Below are 21,797 nucleotides of genomic sequence, written 5' to 3' on the forward strand. Positions count from 1 at the left end.
CTCCAAGTGCAGGGACTCGACGTGGAGTACAGGGAGACAGCCGATGGCGACCGATCTCATGACGAGGGTGCGATGACCGCGCTCGCAACGCCGACAGCGGACCACACACAGGCACCGCTCCGGGACCCGTCGCCTCGCACGAAGCGACCCTGGTGGCAATCGATCTGGCGCCACAAGGCGCTGTATCTCATGGCCCTGCCGGGCATCGCGTACTTCATCGTCTTCAAGTACGTGCCTATGGGCGGTCTCGTCATCGCGTTCCAGGACTACTCCCCGTTCCGCGGCATCGCGGGCAGCCCCTGGGTCGGGTTCGAGCACTTCATCCGCTTCTTCACCGAGGACACGTTCTTGTTGCTGCTGGGCAACACCATGACGATCTCGCTGCTGCTGCTCATCTTCGCGTTCCCGATTCCGATCATCCTGGCCCTGCTGCTCAACGAGGTGCGCACGAAGCTGTTCCAGCGCAGCGTGCAGACGGTCATCTACCTGCCGCACTTCATGTCATGGGTCATCGTGGTGTCGCTGTTCTACGTGCTGTTCACGACCGACGGCGGCGGCATCAACAACCTCCTCGAGGAGTGGGGGCTGGGTCCGATCCCCTTCCTGACCGATCCGGCGTGGCTGCGGCCGATGTACGTCGCACAGGAGATCTGGAAGACCGCCGGCTGGGGGACGATCATCTACCTCGCGGCCATGACCGCCGTCGACCTGCAGCTCTACGAAGCTGCCGAGATCGACGGCGCGGGACGCTGGCGCCAGACCTGGCACATCACTCTTCCCGCGATCCGCCCCACCATCATCGTGATGTTCATCCTCGCCATCGGCGACTTCCTCGAGCTCGGCTTCGAGCACATGTTCCTCGTGCTGAATTCGCTGAACCGGCACGTGGGCGAGATCTTCGACACCTACGTGTACACCGCCGGCATCCAGAACGGACAGCTGAGCTATGCCGCCGCGGTGGGGATGTTCAAGGGCGTCGTGGGCCTGATCCTCGTGGTCGCGGCGAACAAGCTGGCGAAGAAGCTCGGCGAGGAGGGCGTGTACTGATGTTCTCCGTCGAGGGGTTCCTCCGCATCAACGGCTTCCTCCAGGGTGTCTATCGCATCGCGTACCTGAACCTGCTGTGGATGGCGGCGACGGCGCTGGGACTCGTGCTTTTCGGCCTGGGCCCCGCTTCCTACGCTGTCGCCGCCTACATCGACCGGTGGTTCCGACAGGGTGAGACCCCACCGGTGACGCGCGCGTTCCTGGCCCACTTCCGGGCGCAGTACTGGCGGGCCGCCGCCGTCGGCTGGATCCTCGTGGCGGCGTCGGCCATCGTCATCACCAACGTCTTCAGCGTCACGGTGTGGCTGCTCCAATTCGCCAACGTCGCAGCGCTGATCGTGATCGCCGTCATCTGGGCGTACGTGTACCCGGTGATGGCCGCCACCGATGTGCGCGGCGTCGGGCGCCCCCTGGCGGCGGCGCTCATGATCGGCGTCGGATCACTGCACTGGACCATCGCCGGGGGCGCCGTCGCGGCCGGCGCCGTGTGGCTCGTGACCGTCTTCGCCCCGCCCCTGCTGCTTCTCTTCGGCTACGGCATCCCGGCAGCGGCCATCGGATTCGTCACTCGCATCGTCTTCGCACAGCTTGCGGCTGACCACCCGCAGCTCTCGTCCCCGGTTCGCGCGATGTCGCGCGAACTCCGCCCCGCCCCGTGAAAGGAACACAATGAGGAACCACACCCGGCTCGGACTCGCGATCGCCTCTGTGACAGCTGCCTCGCTGGCAATGACAGCGTGCGTCGGCTCGACAGGATCGTCTGACGAGCCCCTCGACAGCGTCACCTGGATGACGATGCTCCACACTCCGACCACGCCCGAATCCGGGGGGCCGATCGAGTCCGCGCTCGAGGAGCACACGGGCATCGACATCGACTTCCAGTGGGTGCCTGACGCGTCGAAGGATGAGAAGATCAACGCCGCACTCGCGTCCGACTCGCTCGCCGACATCACCTCGCTCACCAACATCGCCAACACCTCGGTGCGCCAGGCTCTGACATCGGGCCAGTTCTGGGACGTCGAGCCGTACCTCGAGGAGTTCCCCAACCTCGCCGACATCGACGAGCAGACCATCGATTCGGCGCGCGTGGACGGGCACCTCTACGGCGTCCCGTTCCAGAAGCCCAAGGCGCGCTACGGCGTCCTCGTTCGACAGGACTGGCTGGACAACCTCGGACTCGAGGTACCCCACACCCTCGACGAACTCGCCGAGGTCGCCCTCGCCTTCACCGAGGATGATCCGGACGGCAACGGTGTCGACGACACCACCGGTTTCATCGATCGTGCCGAGAGCGCCATCCTCGGTTTCCGTATGCTCTCCGGCTACTTCGGGGCGGGCAATGTGTTCGAGATCGATGACGACGACAACGTCGTCCCCTCGTTCACCACCGACGCTTTCACCGAGGCGATGGAGTGGTATCGCGGACTCTACGAGCGCGGCGCGGTCAACAGCGAGTTCGTGACGATGCAGAAGCAGAACCAGCAGGACGCCATCGCCCAGGGCAAGGGCGGCATCGTCGTCACGGGGCTGTTCGAGGCGAAGAACTACATGAACCTGGCTGTCAGCGCGGACCCGCAGACTCCCATGGCCTGGGCACTCGTCAACGACATGACCCACGAAGACGTACCGCGCCGCATCCTGTCCGACACCAACGGGGGCTTCGGCGGATGGATGGCGATCTCGAAGTCGCGGGTGGGCAGCGAAGAGGACCTCAAGGCGATCCTCGGCTTCATCGACAAGCTCCTCGAGGAGGATGCCTTCCGATTGATGACCTACGGCATCGAGGGCACGCACTACACGGTGGAGGACGATGTCGTGAGCGTCACCGACCAGAACCTCTGGCAGCAGGACGTTCAGCCGTATTCCTCATCGCGCCCCGCCGACGACCTCGTGCTTTTCAAGGACGACACCCCGTACGTCGACGAAGCCAACGAGAAGATGGCTGAGAACGCCGACTACACGATCGTCAACGTCGCATTGCCGCTCACCTCCGAGACGTACGACCGCAGCTGGTCGACCATCCAGCAGGGGGCGACCGATGCCTACAACAAGTACATGGTCGGGCAGCTCGACATGGACGGCTATCGAGCCGCGATCGACGCACTGGGGGGACAGGGCCTCGACGCCATCGTCGAGGAGTTCACGGCCTCGTACGCAGAGACCCGCTGAGAGAGGGGCGATGCAGGTGCAGAGCACGATGACCGAGGTCGAGACGGACGCTGTCCGGCGCACGACGCGCAGACTGCAGGACGCCATCGACCAGGCAGCGGACTCGGGCGGCGGGCGTGTCACCGTCACCGCCGGCGTGCACGAGACCGGTGCTCTGCGCCTGCGCTCACGCGTGGAACTCCACATCGAGGCGGGGGCGGTGCTGCGCTTCGTCGCCGACCCCTCGCTCTACCCCCCGGTCGCCGCCCGCTGGGAGGGCGCGTCGACGACGATCCACTCCCCGTGCGTCTACGCTCGCGGCGAGACCGACGTCTCGATCACGGGCTCCGGCGAGATCGATGGCGCTGGTGCCTGGTGGTGGGAGGCGTTCCGCGAGCGCACGCTCGCCTACCCCCGCCCCACGCTCCTCGGGTTCCACGATTGCACGCGCGTCGAAGTCTCGGACGTGACGCTGCGGAACTCCCCGGCATGGACGGTGCATCCACTGCTGTGCGATGACGTGCGGATCCGAGGGATCAGCATCCTCAATCCCGTGGACTCCCCCAACACGGACGGTATCGATCCGGAATCGTGTCGGGACGTCCGGATCGAGGATTGTGTCATCGATGTGGGTGATGACTGCATCGCGATCAAGGCGGGCAGTGAGCACTCCGCCGACCGCGTTCCATGCGAGCGGATCACCGTCAGAGGCTGCCGGATGCTGCACGGCCACGGTGGCGTGGTCATCGGCAGTGAGATGAGCGGCGGCGTGCGCGACGTCCTCATCGAGGACTGCGTGTTCCAAGGCACCGACCGCGGGATCCGGATCAAGACCCGCCGCGGGCGGGGCGGCACCGTCGAGCGGGTACACGTGTCCGGCATCGCGATGGATGGAGTCATGTGCCCCATCGTCGTCAACCCGTTCTACTTCTGCGGCCCGGAAGGCGACCTCCCCACGGTGTCCGACCGTCGGCCCCGTCCGATCGACGCCGGCACTCCGCACCTCCGCGACATACGCCTGACGGACATCACAGCCACGGACGTGCGGGCGTGTGCGGCCTTCATCTCGGGGTTGCCGGAGTCACCGCTGCGCGGACTCACGCTCGAGCGCATCGCCGTCTCGTTCGCCGCGGACCCGGAGCCGGCCGTTCCCGCCATGGCGGACGGGGTGCCGAGCATGGCGGCCGAGGGAGTACACCTGGCCTTCGCCGACGACATCGAGGTGAGCACGCTTCGATTCCATGGCCTGCGCGGCCCCGAGTTCGTCACCGATGGAACGCCCGCGATCGATACCCGCGAAGGGGCGTCGTCGTGACCCGCACAGCGTCGACGGCTGCCGTGCCCGACACCGACGGGGCACGGATCTCTCGTCGCATCGAGATGTGGATCGCGGGAATCGGCCTGGGGTCGGCGACCGTGCTGCAGGGCGGCTTCGCCGTCGCTGTCACGCGCAGCGACGGCGAAGCCCTCGAGGCGGCGATCCTTCCGGCGCTCCGCTCCGCCGGGTTCGCGCTCAGCCACACGACGGCATACGCGGCGGTCCATACTCTGGCCGCCTGGTTCGGGCTCTCGCTGATCGCGATGGCGTTGCTCTGCGCGGCGGGGTTCTTCGCCGCCTCGCGCCGCCCACGCCGCCGCTCGACGGGGTGGTGGTTCTTCGCCGCGGGCCTGGCCTGCCTCTTCGGGACGCAGCTTCTGCTGTATCCGGTCGCCTTCCTGTTCTTCCTCACCGCGGGCCTGTTCGCGGTGCGCACCCTCCACGTCGGGAGCCAGATATGACCCTCACCACAGCACGCCCCGTCAGCGATGAGACGATCCCCATCGAGCTGCGACGGGCGAGCCGGAAGAAGCGACCGTCGAGCCCCGGCAGACGGCTGTTCGTGGTCGTGAACGTCACGATCCTCACGTCCTTCTCGCTCATATGCCTCCTGCCGTTCGTCAATGTGCTGGCCAGCTCCCTCGCCACGCCCGGAGAGCTCGCCTCGCGGGCCTTCATACTCTGGCCGGAGACCTTCACCCTGGACGCGTACCGCTACATCCTCTCGACACCCACGATCTTCCGCGCGCTGGGCGTTTCGCTCCTCGTGACTGTCGGGGGCACGTTCGTGAGCCTCGTGATGACGGCCTTCATGGCGTACGCCCTGTCGAAACGGCACCTCAGGGGCAGACGCGTCATCAACTTCCTCGTGGTCTTCACGATGCTCTTCAGCGGCGGAATGATCCCCACGTTCATCGTCGTGAACAGCCTCGGGCTGATCGACTCGCTGTGGTCGCTGATCATTCCGGTGGCGATCAACGCCTTCAACTTCGTGATCATGCGCAGCTTCTTCCAAGCCATCCCCGACAGTCTCGAAGAGGCGGCGCGCATCGACGGCTGCTCCGAACTCGGGGTGTTCTTCCGGATCGTGCTGCCGCTGTCCCTCGCTTCGATCGCGACCATCGGCCTGTTCTATGCGGTCTTCTACTGGAACACCTACCAGAGCGCGATCCTCTACATCAACGACTCCGAGAAGTGGCCGATCCAGGTTCTGCTCCGCCAGATCGTGATCGTCGCCAGTGGCCTCAACGCCAACGAGTCCGCGGTCGACGTCGTGCCGCCCGCGCAGTCGATCCGAATGGCTGTCATCTTCGTCGCCACGCTTCCCATGCTCCTCGTGTACCCCTTCGTGCAGCGGTTCTTCGTCAAGGGCGCCCTCATCGGCTCCGTCAAGGGCTGACCCCGTGCGCGTCGTCATAGCCGGCGATTCCACAGCCAGCGACTATCCCCCGGACCGCGCACCTCGCACGGGGTGGGGACAGGCACTCGCCATGCGCGGTGGCTTCGACGTCCGCAACCATGCCCGTTCCGGAGCGAGCACCCGAAGCTTCATCGCCGCGGGTCTGCTCGACGCAGCTCTCGCCGACCTGGCGGAGGGCGAGTTGCTCCTCGTGTGCTTCGGGCACAACGACGCCAAGGCCGATGAGCGTTACAGCGACCCGTGGACCGAGTTCCCTTCGCATCTGCGCCGATTCGTCGTCGGCGCGCGCGACCGGGGCGCGACACCTGTGCTGCTCACCCCCGTCGAACGTCGACACTTCGTCCGCGCGCGCCTGCAGCCGACCCACGGCGCTTATCCCGCTCGTGTCAGGGCGGTCGCCCGCGAGGAAGACGTCGCACTGATCGACCTCACGCGGGGGACTGCCGCGCTCTGGCAGAGCCAAGGCATCGAGCAGAGCAAGGCGTCGTTCCTCTGGCTCGAGCCAGGAGAGTGGCCCGGCTACCCGGACGGCGAACAGGACGACACGCACTTGTCATCGTCCGGCGCGCGGCTCGTCGCCGACCTCGTCGCGACGCATCTCAGCGGCGATAGCTTCCGCGCCAGGTCCACGCCGGGTGGATCTCGGGCCCGAACCCCTGTGACATGACCGTGAGCACGCCGTCGTCACTCACGACGATCCGCATGCGAACGGACGCGATGTCATCGGCCGCAGCGGTGATCCTCACGTCGAGGCGGCCGGGCGCGAACCACCCTGCCGTGATCACCGCATCCCCCAAGCTCGATGCGGCCACGAGAGGCTGCAGAACGCAGAACGTCACACCCTCACCGAGCCCCCAGCGCAGCACTCCCCCTTCAGCGTCGACGTCGACCTCGAGCAGGTGCGGGGCGTTCTCGCCGGTGATCTGCGAGTAGGAACCGCGGAGGGCGGTCGCGTTTGCATCGTCGTGCTCGGGAGTCGGCGCGGCGAGATGGATGCCGGCACCGGCGTCCGAGCTGTCGAGGGCGAGCAGGAAGGCCTCCAGCAGTCGCTGATCACCGCTCGCGAGCATCGTGGTGTCGGCGGTCATGACAGCCGCCAGGTCGCGCTCGGGATGGCCGTAGACCAGCTGGCCGCCAAGACCGAACATCAGCCACGACTCCTCGTCGGGCAGCCACACCTGGCGGCCGTATCCCGCCCGGAGCGGGGCTCCCCACGTCTGCGTTCCGGGGTCACTGCGCCACTCGAGCAGTCCGTCGGCGACAGCGCCGGGGATCACCTGCGCGCCGCGCCATGCCCCGCGACGGTTGAGCACCTCGGCGATCCGGAGCAGATCGCCCGGCGCGGCCACGAGACCGGAACCGCCGTGACTGTGACCCTCGGGACCGGTGCGGAAACGCGCGCCGGCTCCGATGCCCAGCGGGTCGAGAAGACGTGGTCGCAGGAATTCGAGGAGCGCCTCTCCCGTCAGCCGCTCGACCAGCGACGCCAGGACGTACGACGCGCTCGTGTCATACGTGAAGACAGTCCCGGGTCGGTGGGTCGGTACGACTCGAAAGTACGACTCGAGCCAGCCGTCGCTCGCCGGGTCGTATGTGGTTCGACTGTGGGGGCCGGTCATCGCGAGCATGTCGTCGATGCTCGTCTCGGCCAGCCACGGGTGCACGGGCGACATCTCGGGGAAGTAGTCCACTATGCGGGCGTCGAGACGAAGCCGCCCTTCGTGGGCGAGCATGAGGACCGCGAGGCCGGTAATGGACTTCGACACCGAGTACAGCCGATGCGGTACGTCGACCCCGAAGGGCGCAACGCCCTCCCGCGCGACCGTCTCGCCGGCGACCGACACCTCGAGAGTGTGGATCGCGACATCAGCCTCGGTTGCGTACGCGATCAGCCCGCTCAGCCCGTGGCCGCGCCCGCGGTGCGGCCGAATGCGCGGGTGCGCCGCGTCGACGGATCGGCGGCTCAACGGGCGCTCGCCACGGCGAAGGGCGCGCCGGTTCCCGAGAAGGTGGACTCCATTCGGACCGCCTCGTCGATGGCAGTCTCAATGTCACGGACGACGAGGTGGACGCCGGCCTCATCGAGACGTCGTTCGACGAACTCGGCCGAGATCTCGGCGGGTGCGGGCGCCCGCACGACCGCGTCCACCAGCCTCATGAACGCGCCGGTCTGATCGATTCCCGCGTGGAGCGGGCCACCGCTCCGCCGTGCATCCAGGAGGTCTTCGAGAAGACCGGTGAAGCCGAAGATCTCCTCAGCCACGACTCCGCCGCCTTCGTCGAGCGTCTGCAGGACTCCGGTCTTGTAGTAGAGCCGGAACGTTCCGCACTCGCCGACCACCTCGACGTACGGCTCGAGAGAACGCGCCGCCGCGAGAGTGACGGCCGTCGTGAGCCGGCGTCCGTCGGTGAGGTGGAGGACCGCGACGGAGGTGTCATCGGCCTCGATCGGGTTCGCCCGGTAGAGGTCGAGTTCGATCCGGTCCACGTCGTCTCGTCCGCATGCCCTCGCGAGAGCGAGCGCCGTCGCCGACGCGTGCGCGAGCGGGTTGGTCAGCACACCGTCCGCGACGACGGCGCCGTCGAGCGTTCGCTTGCCCGCCCACCGCGCCCGAGCCCAATAACGCTCGTCGCGGACCCATGAGCCAGTCGCGGCGTACCGCCTCACCTCACCGATCGCGCCCTCGACCACCCGGGCACGAACGGCCGCGATCGCGTGGCAGCCGAGGCTCTGGAAGCCGACCTGGATGCGGCTCCCGTGCTGGTGCGCGAGAGCCACCAGTTCGTCGAACTCCGCCAGCGTCGCCGTCGTGGGTTTTTCGAGCAGGACATCGGCGCCCGCCCGCACCGCGGCGGCCGCGATGGAGAAGTGGGTGTGAATCGGGGTGGTCACGACGACGATGTCGACCGATTCCGCAGCGACGAGGCTCAGCCCATCGGGATGACACGGGATGCCCGCGGGGAGGAGTCCAGGAGCCGGGGGACGGGGGTCCGCCACCGCGACGAGCTCGAGCCGACCCTGCGCGTGCAGCCGCATCACGTGGGCAAGGTTCTTCGCGCCGTGCCCACCGATGCCGATCACTCCGACTCGTGGCGCCGTCACACCGGCTCCCCGATCGTGTCGAGGAGTCTCGCGCAGACCTCGTCCGGCGCCGCTCGATCCTGCACCGCGACGGCGAGGTCGAGGTGCAGCGCATCGCCGACAGCGAGCTCACGGGGTCCCGCCACCGCGACGGCCGGACCGAAGCCGACATATCCCTCGTTCCGGACGAACCAGGGCATCCCGGTCGAGGTCGCGGCGACGAGCGAGATCCCGCCCGCCTCGAGCGCGAGCCACGGCGACGTGGACCCGTGAGCGGCGTCGATCCCTTCGCCGTCGAGCGTGCGAACAAGGGCGCTGCCGAACGGAGTCCGCCAGAAGATCCCACCGTAGAACGCTCCGTCCCGTCCGTTCGTCTGCGGGCTGGCGATGGTCACATCCGCCGCGACGGCAGTCAGCGTCGTCCGCCACGAAAGCTCCCATCCGTCAGCCCGCTCGACAGCCTCGATCCGCCGTCGCTCCTCGAGCAGCGCGGCGCCGTGGTGGTCGCTCCACGTGAGCACCTCGCTGACTGCGCCCCCTGAGAAGTCTCGTGCCCGCACCCGCTGCGTTCCATGGTTCCGAAGAAGCGTCGACCCGCGGCGACGGCGGAACGTGCGGCCTCCCCAGAAGGAGGTGCCGTTGACGTCGGCGAGCGCCACACTCAGCCCCAGGTGATGGGGGTGGTCTGCGGGACCGACCTCCGTGACCGCCGCTCCGGTCTCTGTGGTGGCCGTCAGGAACGGCCGCGGCGAGAGCGCTCCGTCGAGGTCGTCGCCATCGTGGTATCGCACCCGGACGGCATCGTGGCGAAGCAGGTCGATCGTCACCTCAGCTCCTTCGTACTTCGTCTCACCGCGAGGGCGGGCGAGAACATCACGGGTTCTCGGATCGGGTCCGCGGTCATCTCCGCACGCAGCACCGTCCAGATCCGCTCCCCGATCTCCGACAGCCGTGACGTCATCGTCGTCAGAGAGGGAGACGAGTATCGCGAGAACGGGATGTCGTCGAATCCCGCGACCGACATCTGGTCGGGCACCACCACTTTCTCCTCGGCGAGCCGCCCCAGAAGGCCGAGCGCGACCACATCGTTGAAGGCGATGACGGCTGTCGCGCCGGTTTCGCGCAGCGCGGGCCACGCGTTGTAGCCGTCTTCGAACGAGTGGCCGCACGCCAGGTCGATGATCTCGACCTCGGGTTCGGTCTCTCGGAGGTCGGTCAGACCCTTTTCCCGCTCCCAGTTCGATCGGGAGTCGGCCGGCCCCGCGAGGAACACGATCCGCCGGTGCCCCAGCTCAATCAGATGGCGCGCCACCAGGATCACGCCCTCCCGGTAGTCGATGAGCACGGACCCCGCATTCTTCCCCGTCGTGCGATTGAACACCGCCACCGGGGCGACGCGAGGAAGGAGGGCCAGCAGAGAGATCCGGGTCATGCGGGGCGCGAACAGGGCGACGGCGTCGGTCCGGTCTCTGAGGTCCTGCGCGAGCTCGGCCTCACGCTCGGGGTCCTCGAAGGAGTCCGCGACGACGACGTGATACCCGTCCCGCGCAGCTGCGCGGTTGAAGCCGTTGAGCACCTGGTGGAACATCGGGTTGCCCAAGTCCGGGACGAGCACCCCGACCGTGCGGCTGATTCCGAGCGAGAGGGACCGCGCGGTCTGGCTGGGCGTGTAGCCGAGTTCGTCGATGACCTCGCGAACTCGACGCGCAAGCTCGTCGTTGACCGTCCCGACCCCGTTGAGCACCCGCGAGACGGTGGCCTTCGAGACGCCCGCGACCCGCGCGATGTCGGTGATCGTCGTAGGCCGGGTGGGAGTCGTTCGAGCGCGCTTGCCTGCCATGTTCAATGGTCCCGCACATCGACGGAGAACCCGGTGAAGCGGGCCACCGTCTGCACCGCACCATACGCGCCGGCGGCGAACAGCGAGACGGACGCGCCGACCCAACGACCCTCCACCGCCTCGAATCCGGGGTCGATGTCGACCGTCGTTTCCTGCGCGGCGAACGCGAACCCGACCCGGGCGTGCGCGTCGACCTCCACTCGCACGCGTGCACGGGGCTCGGACAGCGGGGCACGCGCGATGATGCGCTCGGCGAGGTCACCGGGATACCGCACGGCGACGACGGCTTCCGCCCTCTCCCCGATGCGACGGACGCCCGCCCACGCGTAGGCGTCTCCGAGGACGGCCAGGCCGGCGCGCGCCGCGGGTGCTCCGACGTCGATCTCGACGGCGACCTCCGCAACGCACGGCTGGCCGGGCAGCGGCTGCGAAAGCACCCGCGGCATGGCGCGGATGTTGCCGCCGTCGGGGCTGCCGCGCAACGCGAGTCCCGGCCCGGTTCCCACGACGGCGTCCCGGTCGGGGACGGCCTCCCACTGCCAATCGGGGCCCGGACGGCCCGTTGCGAAGTCGTCGGATCGGGCGAGGGTCCGGGTGCCCGGATGCGCGACGCGAGTACCGCCACGGGGCATCGCGTACTCGAGCACGGGCTGCGGTGCCCCGCCATGCACCGCCTCGCCGACCACGGGCCAGCCGTCATCGCCCCATGCCATGGGTTGCAGATGGAGCACCCGACCGTAGACACCGCGGTCCTGGAAGTGGAGGAACCAGTTCCCCCCTTCGCCGTCGTCGACCCAGGCACCCTGGTGCGGTCCGTTCACAGGCGTGTCGCCCTGCGCCAGCACGATGCGGTGCTCGTACGGCCCGTACGGGTTGTCGGCGCGGAAAACCGTCTGCCATCCGGTGGCGACGCCACCGGCGGGCGCGAAGATCCAGTAGGTGCCGTCTCGCTTGTAGAACTTGGGGCCCTCCAAGGTGGTGAAACCCGCCAGCCGGCCGCCGTCGACGACATCGACGGCAGGGCCCACGGGACTCTGCAGCGCAGCATCCACGGGCACCACCGTGAGGACGTTCTTGCGTCCCGAGCGCGAGTGTGCCCATCCGTGGACGAGGTAGGTGAGACCGTCGTCGTCCCACAACGGGCACGGATCGATCAGCCCCAGCCCGGGAAGCAGCAGGTGCGGTTCCGTCCACGGCCCGGCCGGGTCTTCCGCCGTGACGACGAAGATCCCCTGGTCCGGATCCGGATACACGACGATGAAGCGTCCGTCGTGGTGCCGGATCGATGGGGCCCAGACGCCGCCGCCGTGCCGGGGCACCGCGAACCACGAGGCGGGAACGCTGCCTTCGAGCGCGTACCCGATCCGTTCCCACGACACCAGATCCTCAGACGCGAACAGCGGCAGGCCGGGCGCGCGATGGAAGCTGGATGCGACCAGATAGAAGCGGTCACCGACGCGGATGGCGTCGGGGTCCGGCACATCGGCGTCGATGATCGGGTTGCGATACCTGCTCGCCTCGTTGCCGGGTTCCACGCTCTCAAGTTATGCGAGAAACCGGTTCCTGTCTACTGTCCGAATCCATCTCCGCGCCTCCGAGGGCGCGCGTCGGTGGGAGCCGCGGACGAACTCGCGGCTCCCACCATGGACGTGTCAGCTCAGCGCGGGAATGACCTCGCGCTCGAACAGCTGCACGCCGGAGCGGTCGTACGCGGACTCGGGGAAGTAGTGGATCGAGTAGCCGAGACCGTGGTTGCGGCGCTCGGCGAGTCGCTCGACGACCTGCTCCACCGTCCCGAACGCCGGCGAGCCGAGGTACTCGCGCTCGATCGCGTCGGCGCGCTCCTGGCCGACGTGCGGCAGCACGCGGGCCTTCACCGCGGCGAGACGGTCGTGCGCCTCGGCTTCGGTGGTGCCGACGATCGTGTTGAAGTTCGACGACAGGGTGATCTCGCCCGCGTCGCGGCCGATGGCCTCGCAGTGGCCGCGGAGCACGGCCGCCTTGTGGTCGAACTCCTCGATCGAGCCGGCGAAGTTGGTGTACTGCGCGTAGGTGGCGGCGATCTTCAGCGTGACCTTCTCGCCCCCGCCGGCGATCCACAGCGGCACCCCGCCGTCCTGCAGCGGCAGCGGGCGAACGATCGCCCCGTCGACCTGGTAGTGCTTGCCGTCGAGCGTCGCACGGCCGGTCGTCCACGCCTGGCGCATGATCTCGACGCCCTCGCGCAGCATCGACAGACGATCCGGGATGCCGGGGAAGCCGTAGCCGTATGCCTTCCACTCGTGCTCGTACCAGCCTCCGCCGATGCCCATCTCGGCGCGACCGCCCGAGATGAGGTCGACGGTCGCGGCCACCTTCGCCAGATACGCGGGGTTGCGGTATCCCATGCACGTGCACATCTGGCCGAGCCGGATGCGGGTGGTGGCGGCGGCGAACGCCGCCATGAGGGTCCACGCCTCGTGCGTGGCCTCTTCGGTGGGTACCGGCACGGTGTGGAAGTGGTCGTAGACCCAGAGGGACTCCCACGGGCCCTCGTCGGCCTGCTGGGCGAGTGTGGCCATGACGCGCCACTGGTCGGCCGGCTCGATGTCGACGAGGTCGAGGCGCCAGCCCTGGGGGATGAAGGTTCCGAAACGCATGGAGTACAGCCTAGGAGCGCGGACCCCGCCGCGTCAGATCAATCGGCGACGCGGGCGTGCGGCATCCGCTGGGTCATCACCGCGATCGCCTCGGGGTTGACGTCCACCAGGACGGCATGGCGGCCGAGCGCCGAGGCGACGGCGCCGGTGGTGCCGCTGCCGGCGAAGAAGTCCAGCACGCGGTCGCCGGGCCGGCTCGAGGCCTGGACGATGCGCCGGAGCACCCCCTCGGGCTTCTGCGTCGGGTATCCGGTCTTCTCGCGTCCGGTCGTCGGGACGATGGTGTGCCACCACACGTCGGTGGGCAGCTTGCCGCGCGCGGCCTTCTCGGGCGTCACGAGACCGGGGGCCATGTAGGGCTCGCGGTCGACGGCCTCGGAGTCGAACCAGTACGACGCCGGATCCTTGACGTACACCAGGATCGTGTCGTGCTTGGTGGGCCAGCGCTTGCGGGTCTTCGCACCGTAGTCGTACGCCCAGATCAGCTCGTTGAGGAACCGGTCGCGGCCGAACAGCGCGTCCATGAGCACCTTGGCGTAGTGAGCCTCGCGGTAGTCCAGGTGGACGTAGAGGGTGCCGTCGGGGGCGAGCAGGCGCCACGCCTCGACGAGCCGCGGCTCGAGGAAGCCCCAGTAGTCGTCGAAGCGGTCGTCGTATGCGCGCAGATCGCCGCGCAGCCGCTCGTACTCGCGCCCGTGGAAGCCGCGACGGACGAGGCCGGGGGTCTCACCCGGAGAGCGGGCCGTCTCCAGCGCCTTGGACTGCGCGCGCCCGGTGTTGAACGGCGGGTCGAGGTAGATGAGTGTGAAGCTGTCGTCGGCGAACCCGCGGACCACCTCGAGGTTGTCGCCGCGATGGATCTCGACGCTCCCCCGCTCATCGCCGAGTCCGCTCACGGCACGCGGTGAAGCCACGCCTCGGTGGCGAACTTCGACGCCACGAGCTCCTCCGCCTCGGCGTACTCGTCGGGGGTGATCGACCCGGGGACGGCGCCGTACAGGTGCGCGAAGGTCTGGGTGAAGCGCTCGATGATCTCGGCCCGCGACAGGCCGGTCTGGCGGCGGAGCGGGTCGACGCGCTTGGCAGCCGAGATGGTGCCCTTGTCGCTGAGCTTCTCGCGACCGATGCGCAGCACTTCGGTCATCATCTGACCGTCCATGTCGTAGCTCAGCGTGGCGTGGTGGAGGACGCCGCCGTTCGCGAGCCGTTTCTGGGCGGCGCCGCCGATCTTCCCCTGCGGCGACGCGATGTCGTTGAGCGGCTGATAGGTCGCCTCGACACCGACCGAGCGAAGCGCCTGCAGCACCCAGTCGTCGAGGAACGCGTACGAGTCCGCGAACGTCATGCCCGCGACCAGGGATGCCGGGACGTAGAGCGAGTACGTCACGATCGAGTTGGCGCCCATCATCATCGCCCCGCCGCCCGAGATGCGGCGGACGACGTCGAACCCGTGCCTCGCCGCCCCCTCGGGGTCGACCTCGTTGCGGTACGACTGGAACGACCCGATGACGACGGCGGACTCGTTCCACTCCCACATCCGCAGCGTCGGCCGGCGGCGGCCGTCGCCGACGCGGGCGGTGAGCACCTCGTCCAGCGCGAGGTTCATGCGCGGCGAGAGCGGCTCGTCGTGCACGATCTCCCAGTCGAAGTCGCGCCAGCCGGGCGCGGTGACCAGCGCACGGCGCACGGCGGTGCCCACGGCCTCGGGGGTGAAGCCGAGCAGCTGGGCGCCGTCGGGCAGCGCCGCGCGGACGGCGGACGCGATGGCCGCGACGTCCGACTCGACGGGGAGGCCGTTCACCGCGGCGTCGATGTCGTCGAGCGCACTGTCGGGCTCGAGGAAGAAATCGCCCGCGAGGTGGAAGTCGGCGATCCGGCCGTCGCGCTCCTCGAGGTCGACGACCACGAGCTTGCCGCCGGGGACCTTGTATTCGCCGTGCATGGACGCCAGCCTATTCGGCCGCGGGCGCCGCCTCGGCGTCGGCGACGGCGGGTGATCCGGCGGCATCCTCGCGCGGCGTGCCCCGCTCGGCGAAGCGTCGCCCGAGCCAGGCGAGCAGGTCGGCTCGCACCTCGGCCTGCACGCGCTCGTTGAAGATCTCGTGGCGGGCGTCCGGGTACACCAGGGTGGTCACGTCCGTGAAGCCCGAGCGCGTGCGGTACGCCTCGGCCAGGCGGTGGACACTCCGCGGGCCGCCGACGCTGTCGTCGCGGCCGACCATGAGGAGTGTCGGGATGTCACGCCCGAGATCTCGCCGCGGGCGGCCGATGAGCCGGAGCGTGTCAAGCGGGCCGAACAGCTTGAGCAGCGGAGTGGAGGTCGTCAGCGGGTCGTCGAGGAACGCCCGGCCGACCGCGGGATCCGACGACAGCCACTCGGTGCCGAGGGCGCCCGGGCGGTTCCAGCGCGCATTCAGATCACCGGAGTTGAGCGAGCCCGGCCAGCGCAGGGCGGAACCGCTCAGGACGACCGCGTCGAATGCGTCGGGATGCTTGTTGAGCAGCATCTGCGAGAGGAACGATCCCCAGGAGTGCCCGAGGAGGACGAGCGGCAGGCCGGGGTTCTCCTCGCGGATGAGCTGGGTGAGCTGCCAGACGGCAGCCTCGGCGGCGCGCAGACCACCGGGGCCGAGCGTGCCCAGGCGCGACGCGTCCCCGTCGTGCTGGGTCATGCCGGTGCGCCCGTGACCGCGGTGGTCGTCGGCGTAGACGGTGTAGCCGTCGGCGGTGAGCGCCTCGATGAGCGCCCCGTAGCGGCCCGCGTGCTCGCCGACGCCGTGCAGCAGCTGGACCACCGCCCGCGGCGTCGTCGTCGCGGGGTGGACGTCGTAGACGATCGCAACGCCGTGCGCATCGATGAACTCGGGCATGCCGATGAGTCTAGGGTGGCGGCGCTCGTCCGTCGCCGTCCATCCGGGGGCGCCTTTCTTTAGCATGACTAATGAGCTATGCTAAGGAATCGCATGAACGTCGAGACCCCCGCATCCGCCCCCGCTTCCGACGAGCACGCCCATCTCGCTCCCGCGGCCTCCGAGCTGCGCATGGCCGTCTTCCGCTTCGCGCGGCGCCTGCGCGCCGAGCGGGCCATCGACGGCATGAGCGACGGGCAGTTCGCCGTCCTCGCCGCCCTCAAGCTCCACGGACCCCACACGCTCGGCGAACTCGCCGAACGCGAGCGCGTCACGGCCCCGTCGATGAACCGCACCGTGAACTGCCTCGAGGAGTCGGGCTACCTCTCGCGCACGCCCGACGAGAGCGATCGCCGCAAGGTCGTCATCCAGATCGCGCCCGCCGGCCTCGACGTCGTCGAAGAGACGGTGCGGCGCCGCGACGCGTGGGTGGAGGGCTTCCTCGCCTCGCTCGACGACGGCGAACGGGCCACGCTCGCCTCGGCCGCCGAGATCCTGCAGCGGGCGGTGACGCGATGACCCCCTCGTCCCCTCCACGCGCCGCTGGCGTGCCGCGCGGAGCCTCCGGGCGTGGGGCCCCAGCGATGTTCCGTTCGTTCTCGGTCTTCAACTACCGCGTGTGGTTCATCGGCGCGCTCGTGTCTAACGTCGGCGCCTGGATGCAGGCCACCGCCATCAGCTGGGTCGTCCTCACCGAGCTGACCGACAACGACGCCGCGGCCATGGGCATCACGATGGCGCTGCAGTTCGCGCCGCCGCTGCTGCTGGTGGGGATCACCGGCTGGGTCGCCGACCGCTTCGACCGGCGCCGCCTGCTCGTGGTCACGCAGTCAGTGCTCCTCCTGCTGGGCATCGCGATCGGCATCCTCATCTTCGCCGGCGTCATGACGCTGCCGATCATGTACGCGTTCGCGCTCGGACTGGGTGTCGTGGCCGCCTTCGACAACCCGGCGCGCCAGGCCTTCGTATCGGACCTGGTCTCGCGCGAGAACGCCTCGAACGCGGTCGCGCTCAACGCGGCATCCTTCAACGGCGCCCGCATGATCGGCCCCGCCGTCGGCGGTCTGGTCATCGTCGCCGTCGGCACCGGGTGGGTGTTCGTCCTCAATGCGGTCACCTTCCTGGCGATGCTCGCCGCGCTCCTGCTCATCCGCACGCACGAGCTGATCCCGCGGGTGAAGGCGCCGGGCTCCGCGCGGCTCGCGGACGGCTTCCACTATGTCGCCCGGCGGCCCGACCTCATCGTGACGTTCGCGATGGTGTTCCTTGTGGGCGCGTTCGGCATGAACTTCCCGATCTTCGCCTCGACCATGGCGCTGGAATTCGGCCAGGAGGCCGACGGCTTCGGGCTGCTCAGCTCGATCCTCGCGATCGGGTCCCTTGCCGGCGCGCTCATGGCCGCCCGCCGCGACCGCGCCCGCATCCGCGTCGTGATCGCGGGCACGCTGCTGTTCGCCGCGGCCGCCACCGTCTCGGCGTTCATGCCGACCTACTGGACATATGCCGTCACGCTCATGTTCACGGGGTTCGCGGTCGTGACCATGCTGACCACAGCCAACGGCTACGTCCAGACGACGACGGATCCGGCCCTGCGCGGACGCGTCCTCGCCTTGTACATGGCGATCCTCATGGGCGGCACGCCGATCGGCGCCCCCATCGTCGGGTGGGTGGCCGACGAGTTCGGCCCGCGCGCGGCGATCATGATGGGCGCGGGCGCCGCCCTCGTCGCGTTCGCCGTCGGAGCGACGTGGCTCATCGTCTCGGGACGCCTGCACCGCCATGAGCGGCGCCGCTTCCGTCTCACGCTCGACGAGACGCGCCCGATGTCGGTGATCCCGCCCGAGGAGTTCAGCGACCAGATCGCGCAGACCACGCCGCTGCGTCCCTCGTCGGAGCGGCGCGCCTCCTGACCCCCCGCCCCGGTGACGCGTGCGCACGCGTCACACCCGTGCGTGATTCCCCCGCACGCCGGTGCTGCGTGCGCACGCGTCCCAGGACGAGGACGGTGGGGGGCCCGGTGACGCGTGCGCACGCGTCACACCTGTGCGTGATTGCCACGCACGCCGGTGGTGCGTGCGCACGCGTCCCACGGGGGGAGGAGGGGCGGGGGATGCTGCGTCAGCGGTGCGCGATGACGACCGCCCGGGCCGGGGCGAACCCCTCGGCAGACACCGTCACCGTGATCTCACCGGCGCCGGTCGGCCGGACGATCGCCAGCGCGCGGCCGTCGTAGGTGGTCACGGTGTCGCTCGAGAAGGTCTCCTCGGTGCGGGCGCGGCCCGTGCCGAGGCCCGCCAGCTCGCCGGGCCCGGTCACCTCGACCCGGACGCGCGTATCGGCGTCGCACGGGACGATCCCGGTGGCGTCCTCCACTCTCGCGACGACGTAGACGAGGCCGTCGGGACCCGCCTCGTCCGATTCGGCGCGGGCCACGAGCGCGAGCGATCCCGCCGAGGACCGCAGCGCGTGCCGGCCGGATTCCGCGCCGGCGCGCCGCGCCACCGCCACGAGCTCCCCCGGCTGCCAGGTCGTCTCGAACCGCGCACGGAACGCCTTCTCGCCACCTACCGGCTCCACCCCGATCGAGACGCCGTCGAGGAGCAGCTCGACCTCGTCGGCATCGGCGTACACATCGACCGTGACGGGGGCGCCGGGCGCGGCATCCCACGACCACGAGGCGACCGTGTCATCCCACGACCACGGCGTCGTCGCCGTGGGGCGACCGTGGTGCTGCGGGCGGTGCACCGCGATGTAGGGGTCGGTCCGCAGCCCGTAGACGATCTCGCGATAGAACGACACCGTCCGGCGGTGGCCGGTGATGTCGAGATCGCCGCACTCCGCGGTCAGGTAAGGGAAAGGGCCGGCGGTTCCGGTGGGGGCGTAGCCGTCGACGTCGGTGTAGTCGACCCGGCCGATGCCGGCCTCGCCCAGGTAGTCCCAGCCGGTCCACGTGAAGTCGCCGATCACGTGCGGCAGCACTTCGACGAGCGCCCACATCGCATCGATGTGAGCCGGGAACGTCTCGGACCCGACGATCACGCGGTGGGGGTACTGCTCGGCATCCTGCCGATAGCGGGAGTCTGCGTAATTGAAGCCCACGATGTCGAGGACGGCGGCGGACTCCTCGATGGAGTCGCTGACGAGCGCCGAGGCGTTCATGCGGGCCATCTGCTCGCCCATGTTCGCCATCATCGTGTTCGGGTCGGCGGCTTCGAGTTCGGCCATGGCCTCGGACATCCGCGGCAGGTTGGCGATGATGCCGTTGATGCCGTTGGTGACCGGGCGCGTGGGGTCCAGTGCGCGGACCTCCTCTGCCAGGCGCCGGCTCCACGTCGCGCCGTGCGGGGTGCCGAGCTCGAGGATCTCGTTGCCGATGGAGTACATCACCACGCTGGGGTGGTTGACGTCCTTCGCCACGAGGGCGGCGACGTCGTGACGCCACGTGTCCGGGAAGGTCACCGCGCTGTCGAAGGCCGTCTTCGAGCGCGTCCACACGTCCGTGAGCTCGTCCATCACGAGTACGCCGTACCGGTCGCACGCGTCGAGCATCGCTCGGCTCATCGGGTTGTGGGCGCTGCGCAGCGCGTTGAACCCGGCCGCTTTCAGCAACCGCACCCGGCGGTCCTCGGCGGCATCGGGCGTCGCGGCCCCCAGTGGTCCGTTGTCGTGGTGCACGCACGCGCCGCGCATCAGCACCGGCAGCCCGTTGATGCGCAGGCCCCGCGCGGGGTCGACCTGAAGACGACGGATGCCGAAGGCCACGGTGTCGGCATCGAGGTGAACGTCGCCCTCGTCCAGACTCGTCCGGGCCTCGTACAGCCAGGGCGTGTCCGGGTGCCACAGCTGCGCGCCCGGGACGGCGATCCGCACGCGGGCGACAGCCTGCGAGCCGGGAAGCACCGTGACCGGCGCATCCGCGCGAGCTGCCACGGTGCCGTCGGGAGCGACGACCTCCCACGCGACGCGCGGCGTACGGGTGTGACGAGTGCCGTTCGCGACCGTCGTGGCGATCTCGACCACCGCGCGGTCCGCGTCGATGTCGGGCGTCGTCACCCGCGTCCCGCCCAGGGGCACGTGGACGGGGTCGGCAATCACCAGATGGACCGGCCGATGGATGCCCGCGCCGGAATACCACCGGCTGTCGCGATGCGCTCGGGCCTCGACGGTGATGCGCTGCGTCTGCCCGAAGCGGAGGAACGGGTCGAGGGCAACGACGAAGCCGTTGTAGCCGCTTGTCTCGTGCGCGACCACGGCGCCGTCGACGAACACGGTCGCGTCGCGGTACACACCCTCGAACTCCAGCTGGACCGTCTTGTCCCGCCATTCCAGAGGCACGTCGACGCTGCGGGCGTACTCGAAGACGCCGCCAGGGTGATATCCGCTGTTGACCCCCTGGTCGCTCGCGGCGGAGCGCGCGAGGTCGCGGATCGCGTCGTGCGGCAGACGCACCGGCCGCGGAGCCGTGTCGGGGGTGGGCTGCTCGAACGCGCCGAGCTTCGGGCCGACGGTCCACCCGTCGTGGAACGGGACGCGGATCATGCGAGGTCCTTCGATTCGGGATCGGCACCTTCGGCGCCGGACGCTTCGGTGGCTGAGATGGTCGGGGTGGCCTCGGCTTCAGCGGCCTCCGCTTCAGCGGCGCCGGCTTCCGTGCCGGCGGCTTCCGTGCCGGCGCGCGCGTCGAGCACCCGCTCGATCGAGCCCAGGTCGTAGCCGACCACGAAGCCGCGGAAGAACTCCGCGAGTGCGTCGGCCATGTCGACGACATCGCGATCGAGCAGCCACTGCACCTGCAGACCGTCCATCAGGGCAATGGTGGCGACAGCCGCGCGGACCGGATCGACACCGTCCTCGAGCCGTCCGTCGTCGGCGAGCTTGGCGAAGGCCAGCGAGATCATCTCGCGCGTCCACTCGTATCTGCGCACGAAGTAGGCGTGGGCGGGGTGATCGGGCGAGGTGGCCTCGGCGGAGAGCGTGGTGTAGAGCTCGACGACGCCGGGCGTGCCGGCGTTGTGGGCCGCGAGCGCGACCAGACCGCGAAGCGTGTCGGCCCCGTCCGGCTGGGTGACGTCCACGTAGCTGCGCGAGCGCTCGTCACGATGGTCGAGCACGGCCTGCAGCAGGGCGCTCTTGCTGCGGAAGTGATGCAGGAGACCCGCCTCGCTCATCCCGACGCGCGCTGCGACTTCACGCAGCGATCCGGAGCGGTACCCCGATTCGGCGAAGACCTCGAGCGCCGCGTCGAGGATGGCCGTGCGCGTGGCGGCGCTCTTGGCGTACTCTCCGCGAGGTTTGCGAGCGCGGGTGGTCGCCGCGGTCGCGGAGGTGTCCGTCATGGTCTCACCGTATCCCGCGGCTCCTCCCCCATCGGTGGTGCTCGCGGACCTTTCACGA

Annotated in this window: 20 protein-coding genes; 9 read left to right on the top strand and 11 right to left on the bottom strand. The window is 69.3% G+C overall.

All coding sequences use genetic code 11. The annotated features are described in order from the left end of the window. Nucleotides 1-72 precede the first annotated feature (72 nt). Genes NFR93_RS08805 through NFR93_RS08835 form a run of 7 tightly spaced genes read left to right on the top strand, consistent with a single transcriptional unit; the run spans nt 73 to nt 6,600 of the window. On the top strand, nt 73-1,047 hold the full coding sequence (locus NFR93_RS08805; protein ID WP_285814561.1) for an ABC transporter permease: 975 nt from the start codon (nt 73-75) through the stop codon (nt 1,045-1,047). After that, complete coding sequence (locus tag NFR93_RS08810; RefSeq protein WP_251452145.1) at nt 1,047-1,706, top strand: YesL family protein; 660 nt, start codon at nt 1,047-1,049, stop codon at nt 1,704-1,706. The genes NFR93_RS08805 and NFR93_RS08810 overlap by 1 nt, the downstream gene beginning before the upstream one ends. 10 nt (nt 1,707-1,716) lie before the next feature. Beyond that, nucleotides 1,717-3,216 (top strand): extracellular solute-binding protein, encoded by a 1,500-nt coding sequence (locus tag NFR93_RS08815; RefSeq protein ID WP_251452150.1) that lies wholly within the window; start codon nt 1,717-1,719, stop codon nt 3,214-3,216. A gap of 10 nt (nt 3,217-3,226) precedes the next feature. Beyond that, on the top strand, nt 3,227-4,510 hold the full coding sequence (locus NFR93_RS08820) for a glycoside hydrolase family 28 protein (RefSeq protein WP_251452152.1): 1,284 nt from the start codon (nt 3,227-3,229) through the stop codon (nt 4,508-4,510). Then, complete coding sequence (locus tag NFR93_RS08825) at nt 4,507-4,974, top strand: hypothetical protein (protein ID WP_251452154.1); 468 nt, start codon at nt 4,507-4,509, stop codon at nt 4,972-4,974. Before NFR93_RS08820 ends, NFR93_RS08825 begins: the two co-directional genes overlap by 4 nt. After that, the gene (locus NFR93_RS08830) at nt 4,971-5,912 is read left to right on the top strand and encodes a carbohydrate ABC transporter permease (protein WP_251452156.1); all 942 of its coding nucleotides are present in this window, start codon (nt 4,971-4,973) and stop codon (nt 5,910-5,912) included. The genes NFR93_RS08825 and NFR93_RS08830 overlap by 4 nt, the downstream gene beginning before the upstream one ends. Before the next feature lie 4 nt (nt 5,913-5,916). Continuing rightward, nucleotides 5,917-6,600, top strand: a complete 684-nt coding sequence (locus tag NFR93_RS08835) for a rhamnogalacturonan acetylesterase (RefSeq protein ID WP_251452157.1) — start codon at nt 5,917-5,919, stop codon at nt 6,598-6,600. Here the strand turns inward: NFR93_RS08835 and NFR93_RS08840 are convergent. From NFR93_RS08840 to NFR93_RS08880, 9 genes are all read right to left on the bottom strand, one after another. Further along, complete coding sequence (locus tag NFR93_RS08840; protein WP_251452158.1) at nt 6,533-7,900, bottom strand: serine hydrolase domain-containing protein; 1,368 nt, start codon at nt 7,898-7,900, stop codon at nt 6,533-6,535. The two genes, NFR93_RS08835 and NFR93_RS08840, sit on opposite strands and share 68 nt — an antisense overlap. After that, nucleotides 7,897-9,036: a Gfo/Idh/MocA family protein gene (locus NFR93_RS08845; RefSeq protein WP_251452160.1), complete on the bottom strand. Its 1,140-nt coding sequence runs from the start codon at nt 9,034-9,036 to the stop codon at nt 7,897-7,899. Before NFR93_RS08845 ends, NFR93_RS08840 begins: the two co-directional genes overlap by 4 nt. Further along, on the bottom strand, nt 9,033-9,842 hold the full coding sequence (locus NFR93_RS08850; RefSeq protein WP_251452161.1) for a DUF6807 family protein: 810 nt from the start codon (nt 9,840-9,842) through the stop codon (nt 9,033-9,035). The genes NFR93_RS08845 and NFR93_RS08850 overlap by 4 nt, the downstream gene beginning before the upstream one ends. Next, nucleotides 9,839-10,855, bottom strand: coding sequence for a LacI family DNA-binding transcriptional regulator (locus NFR93_RS08855; protein ID WP_251452163.1), 1,017 nt, complete (start codon nt 10,853-10,855; stop codon nt 9,839-9,841). Before NFR93_RS08855 ends, NFR93_RS08850 begins: the two co-directional genes overlap by 4 nt. A 2-nt stretch (nt 10,856-10,857) precedes the next feature. Beyond that, nucleotides 10,858-12,390, bottom strand: coding sequence for a glycoside hydrolase family 43 protein (locus NFR93_RS08860; RefSeq protein WP_251452165.1), 1,533 nt, complete (start codon nt 12,388-12,390; stop codon nt 10,858-10,860). Between the two features lie 117 nt (nt 12,391-12,507). Next, nucleotides 12,508-13,494, bottom strand: a complete 987-nt coding sequence (locus NFR93_RS08865) for an LLM class F420-dependent oxidoreductase (protein ID WP_251452167.1) — start codon at nt 13,492-13,494, stop codon at nt 12,508-12,510. Between the two features lie 38 nt (nt 13,495-13,532). Continuing rightward, the gene (locus tag NFR93_RS08870; RefSeq protein WP_251452169.1) at nt 13,533-14,408 is read right to left on the bottom strand and encodes a DNA-methyltransferase; all 876 of its coding nucleotides are present in this window, start codon (nt 14,406-14,408) and stop codon (nt 13,533-13,535) included. Beyond that, entirely contained in the window at nt 14,387-15,436 is a 1,050-nt protein-coding gene (gene lplAB / locus NFR93_RS08875) for a lipoate-protein ligase LplAB (protein ID WP_251452171.1), read from the bottom strand. The genes NFR93_RS08870 and lplAB overlap by 22 nt, the downstream gene beginning before the upstream one ends. A 10-nt stretch (nt 15,437-15,446) precedes the next feature. Beyond that, nucleotides 15,447-16,364 carry an alpha/beta fold hydrolase gene (locus NFR93_RS08880; RefSeq protein WP_251452173.1) on the bottom strand — a complete coding sequence of 306 codons (918 nt, stop codon included), beginning with the start codon at nt 16,362-16,364 and terminating at the stop codon, nt 15,447-15,449. Between the two features lie 93 nt (nt 16,365-16,457). Between NFR93_RS08880 and NFR93_RS08885 the strand changes: the two genes are divergently transcribed. Then, nucleotides 16,458-16,922 (top strand): MarR family winged helix-turn-helix transcriptional regulator, encoded by a 465-nt coding sequence (locus NFR93_RS08885; RefSeq protein ID WP_251452175.1) that lies wholly within the window; start codon nt 16,458-16,460, stop codon nt 16,920-16,922. 65 nt (nt 16,923-16,987) lie between these two features. Further along, on the top strand, nt 16,988-18,313 hold the full coding sequence (locus NFR93_RS08890) for an MFS transporter (protein WP_251452183.1): 1,326 nt from the start codon (nt 16,988-16,990) through the stop codon (nt 18,311-18,313). A 208-nt stretch (nt 18,314-18,521) separates the two neighbouring features. Here the strand turns inward: NFR93_RS08890 and NFR93_RS08895 are convergent, their stop codons facing one another. Both NFR93_RS08895 and NFR93_RS08900 read right to left on the bottom strand, forming a co-directional pair. After that, on the bottom strand, nt 18,522-20,942 hold the full coding sequence (locus NFR93_RS08895) for a glycoside hydrolase family 2 TIM barrel-domain containing protein (protein ID WP_251452184.1): 2,421 nt from the start codon (nt 20,940-20,942) through the stop codon (nt 18,522-18,524). After that, nucleotides 20,939-21,739, bottom strand: coding sequence for a TetR/AcrR family transcriptional regulator (locus NFR93_RS08900; RefSeq protein WP_251452186.1), 801 nt, complete (start codon nt 21,737-21,739; stop codon nt 20,939-20,941). The genes NFR93_RS08895 and NFR93_RS08900 overlap by 4 nt, the downstream gene beginning before the upstream one ends. Nucleotides 21,740-21,797 lie beyond the last annotated feature (58 nt).

Source organism: Microbacterium sp. Marseille-Q6648 (genome assembly GCF_943181415.1).
In the GTDB taxonomy this organism is placed as follows: domain Bacteria; phylum Actinomycetota; class Actinomycetes; order Actinomycetales; family Microbacteriaceae; genus Microbacterium.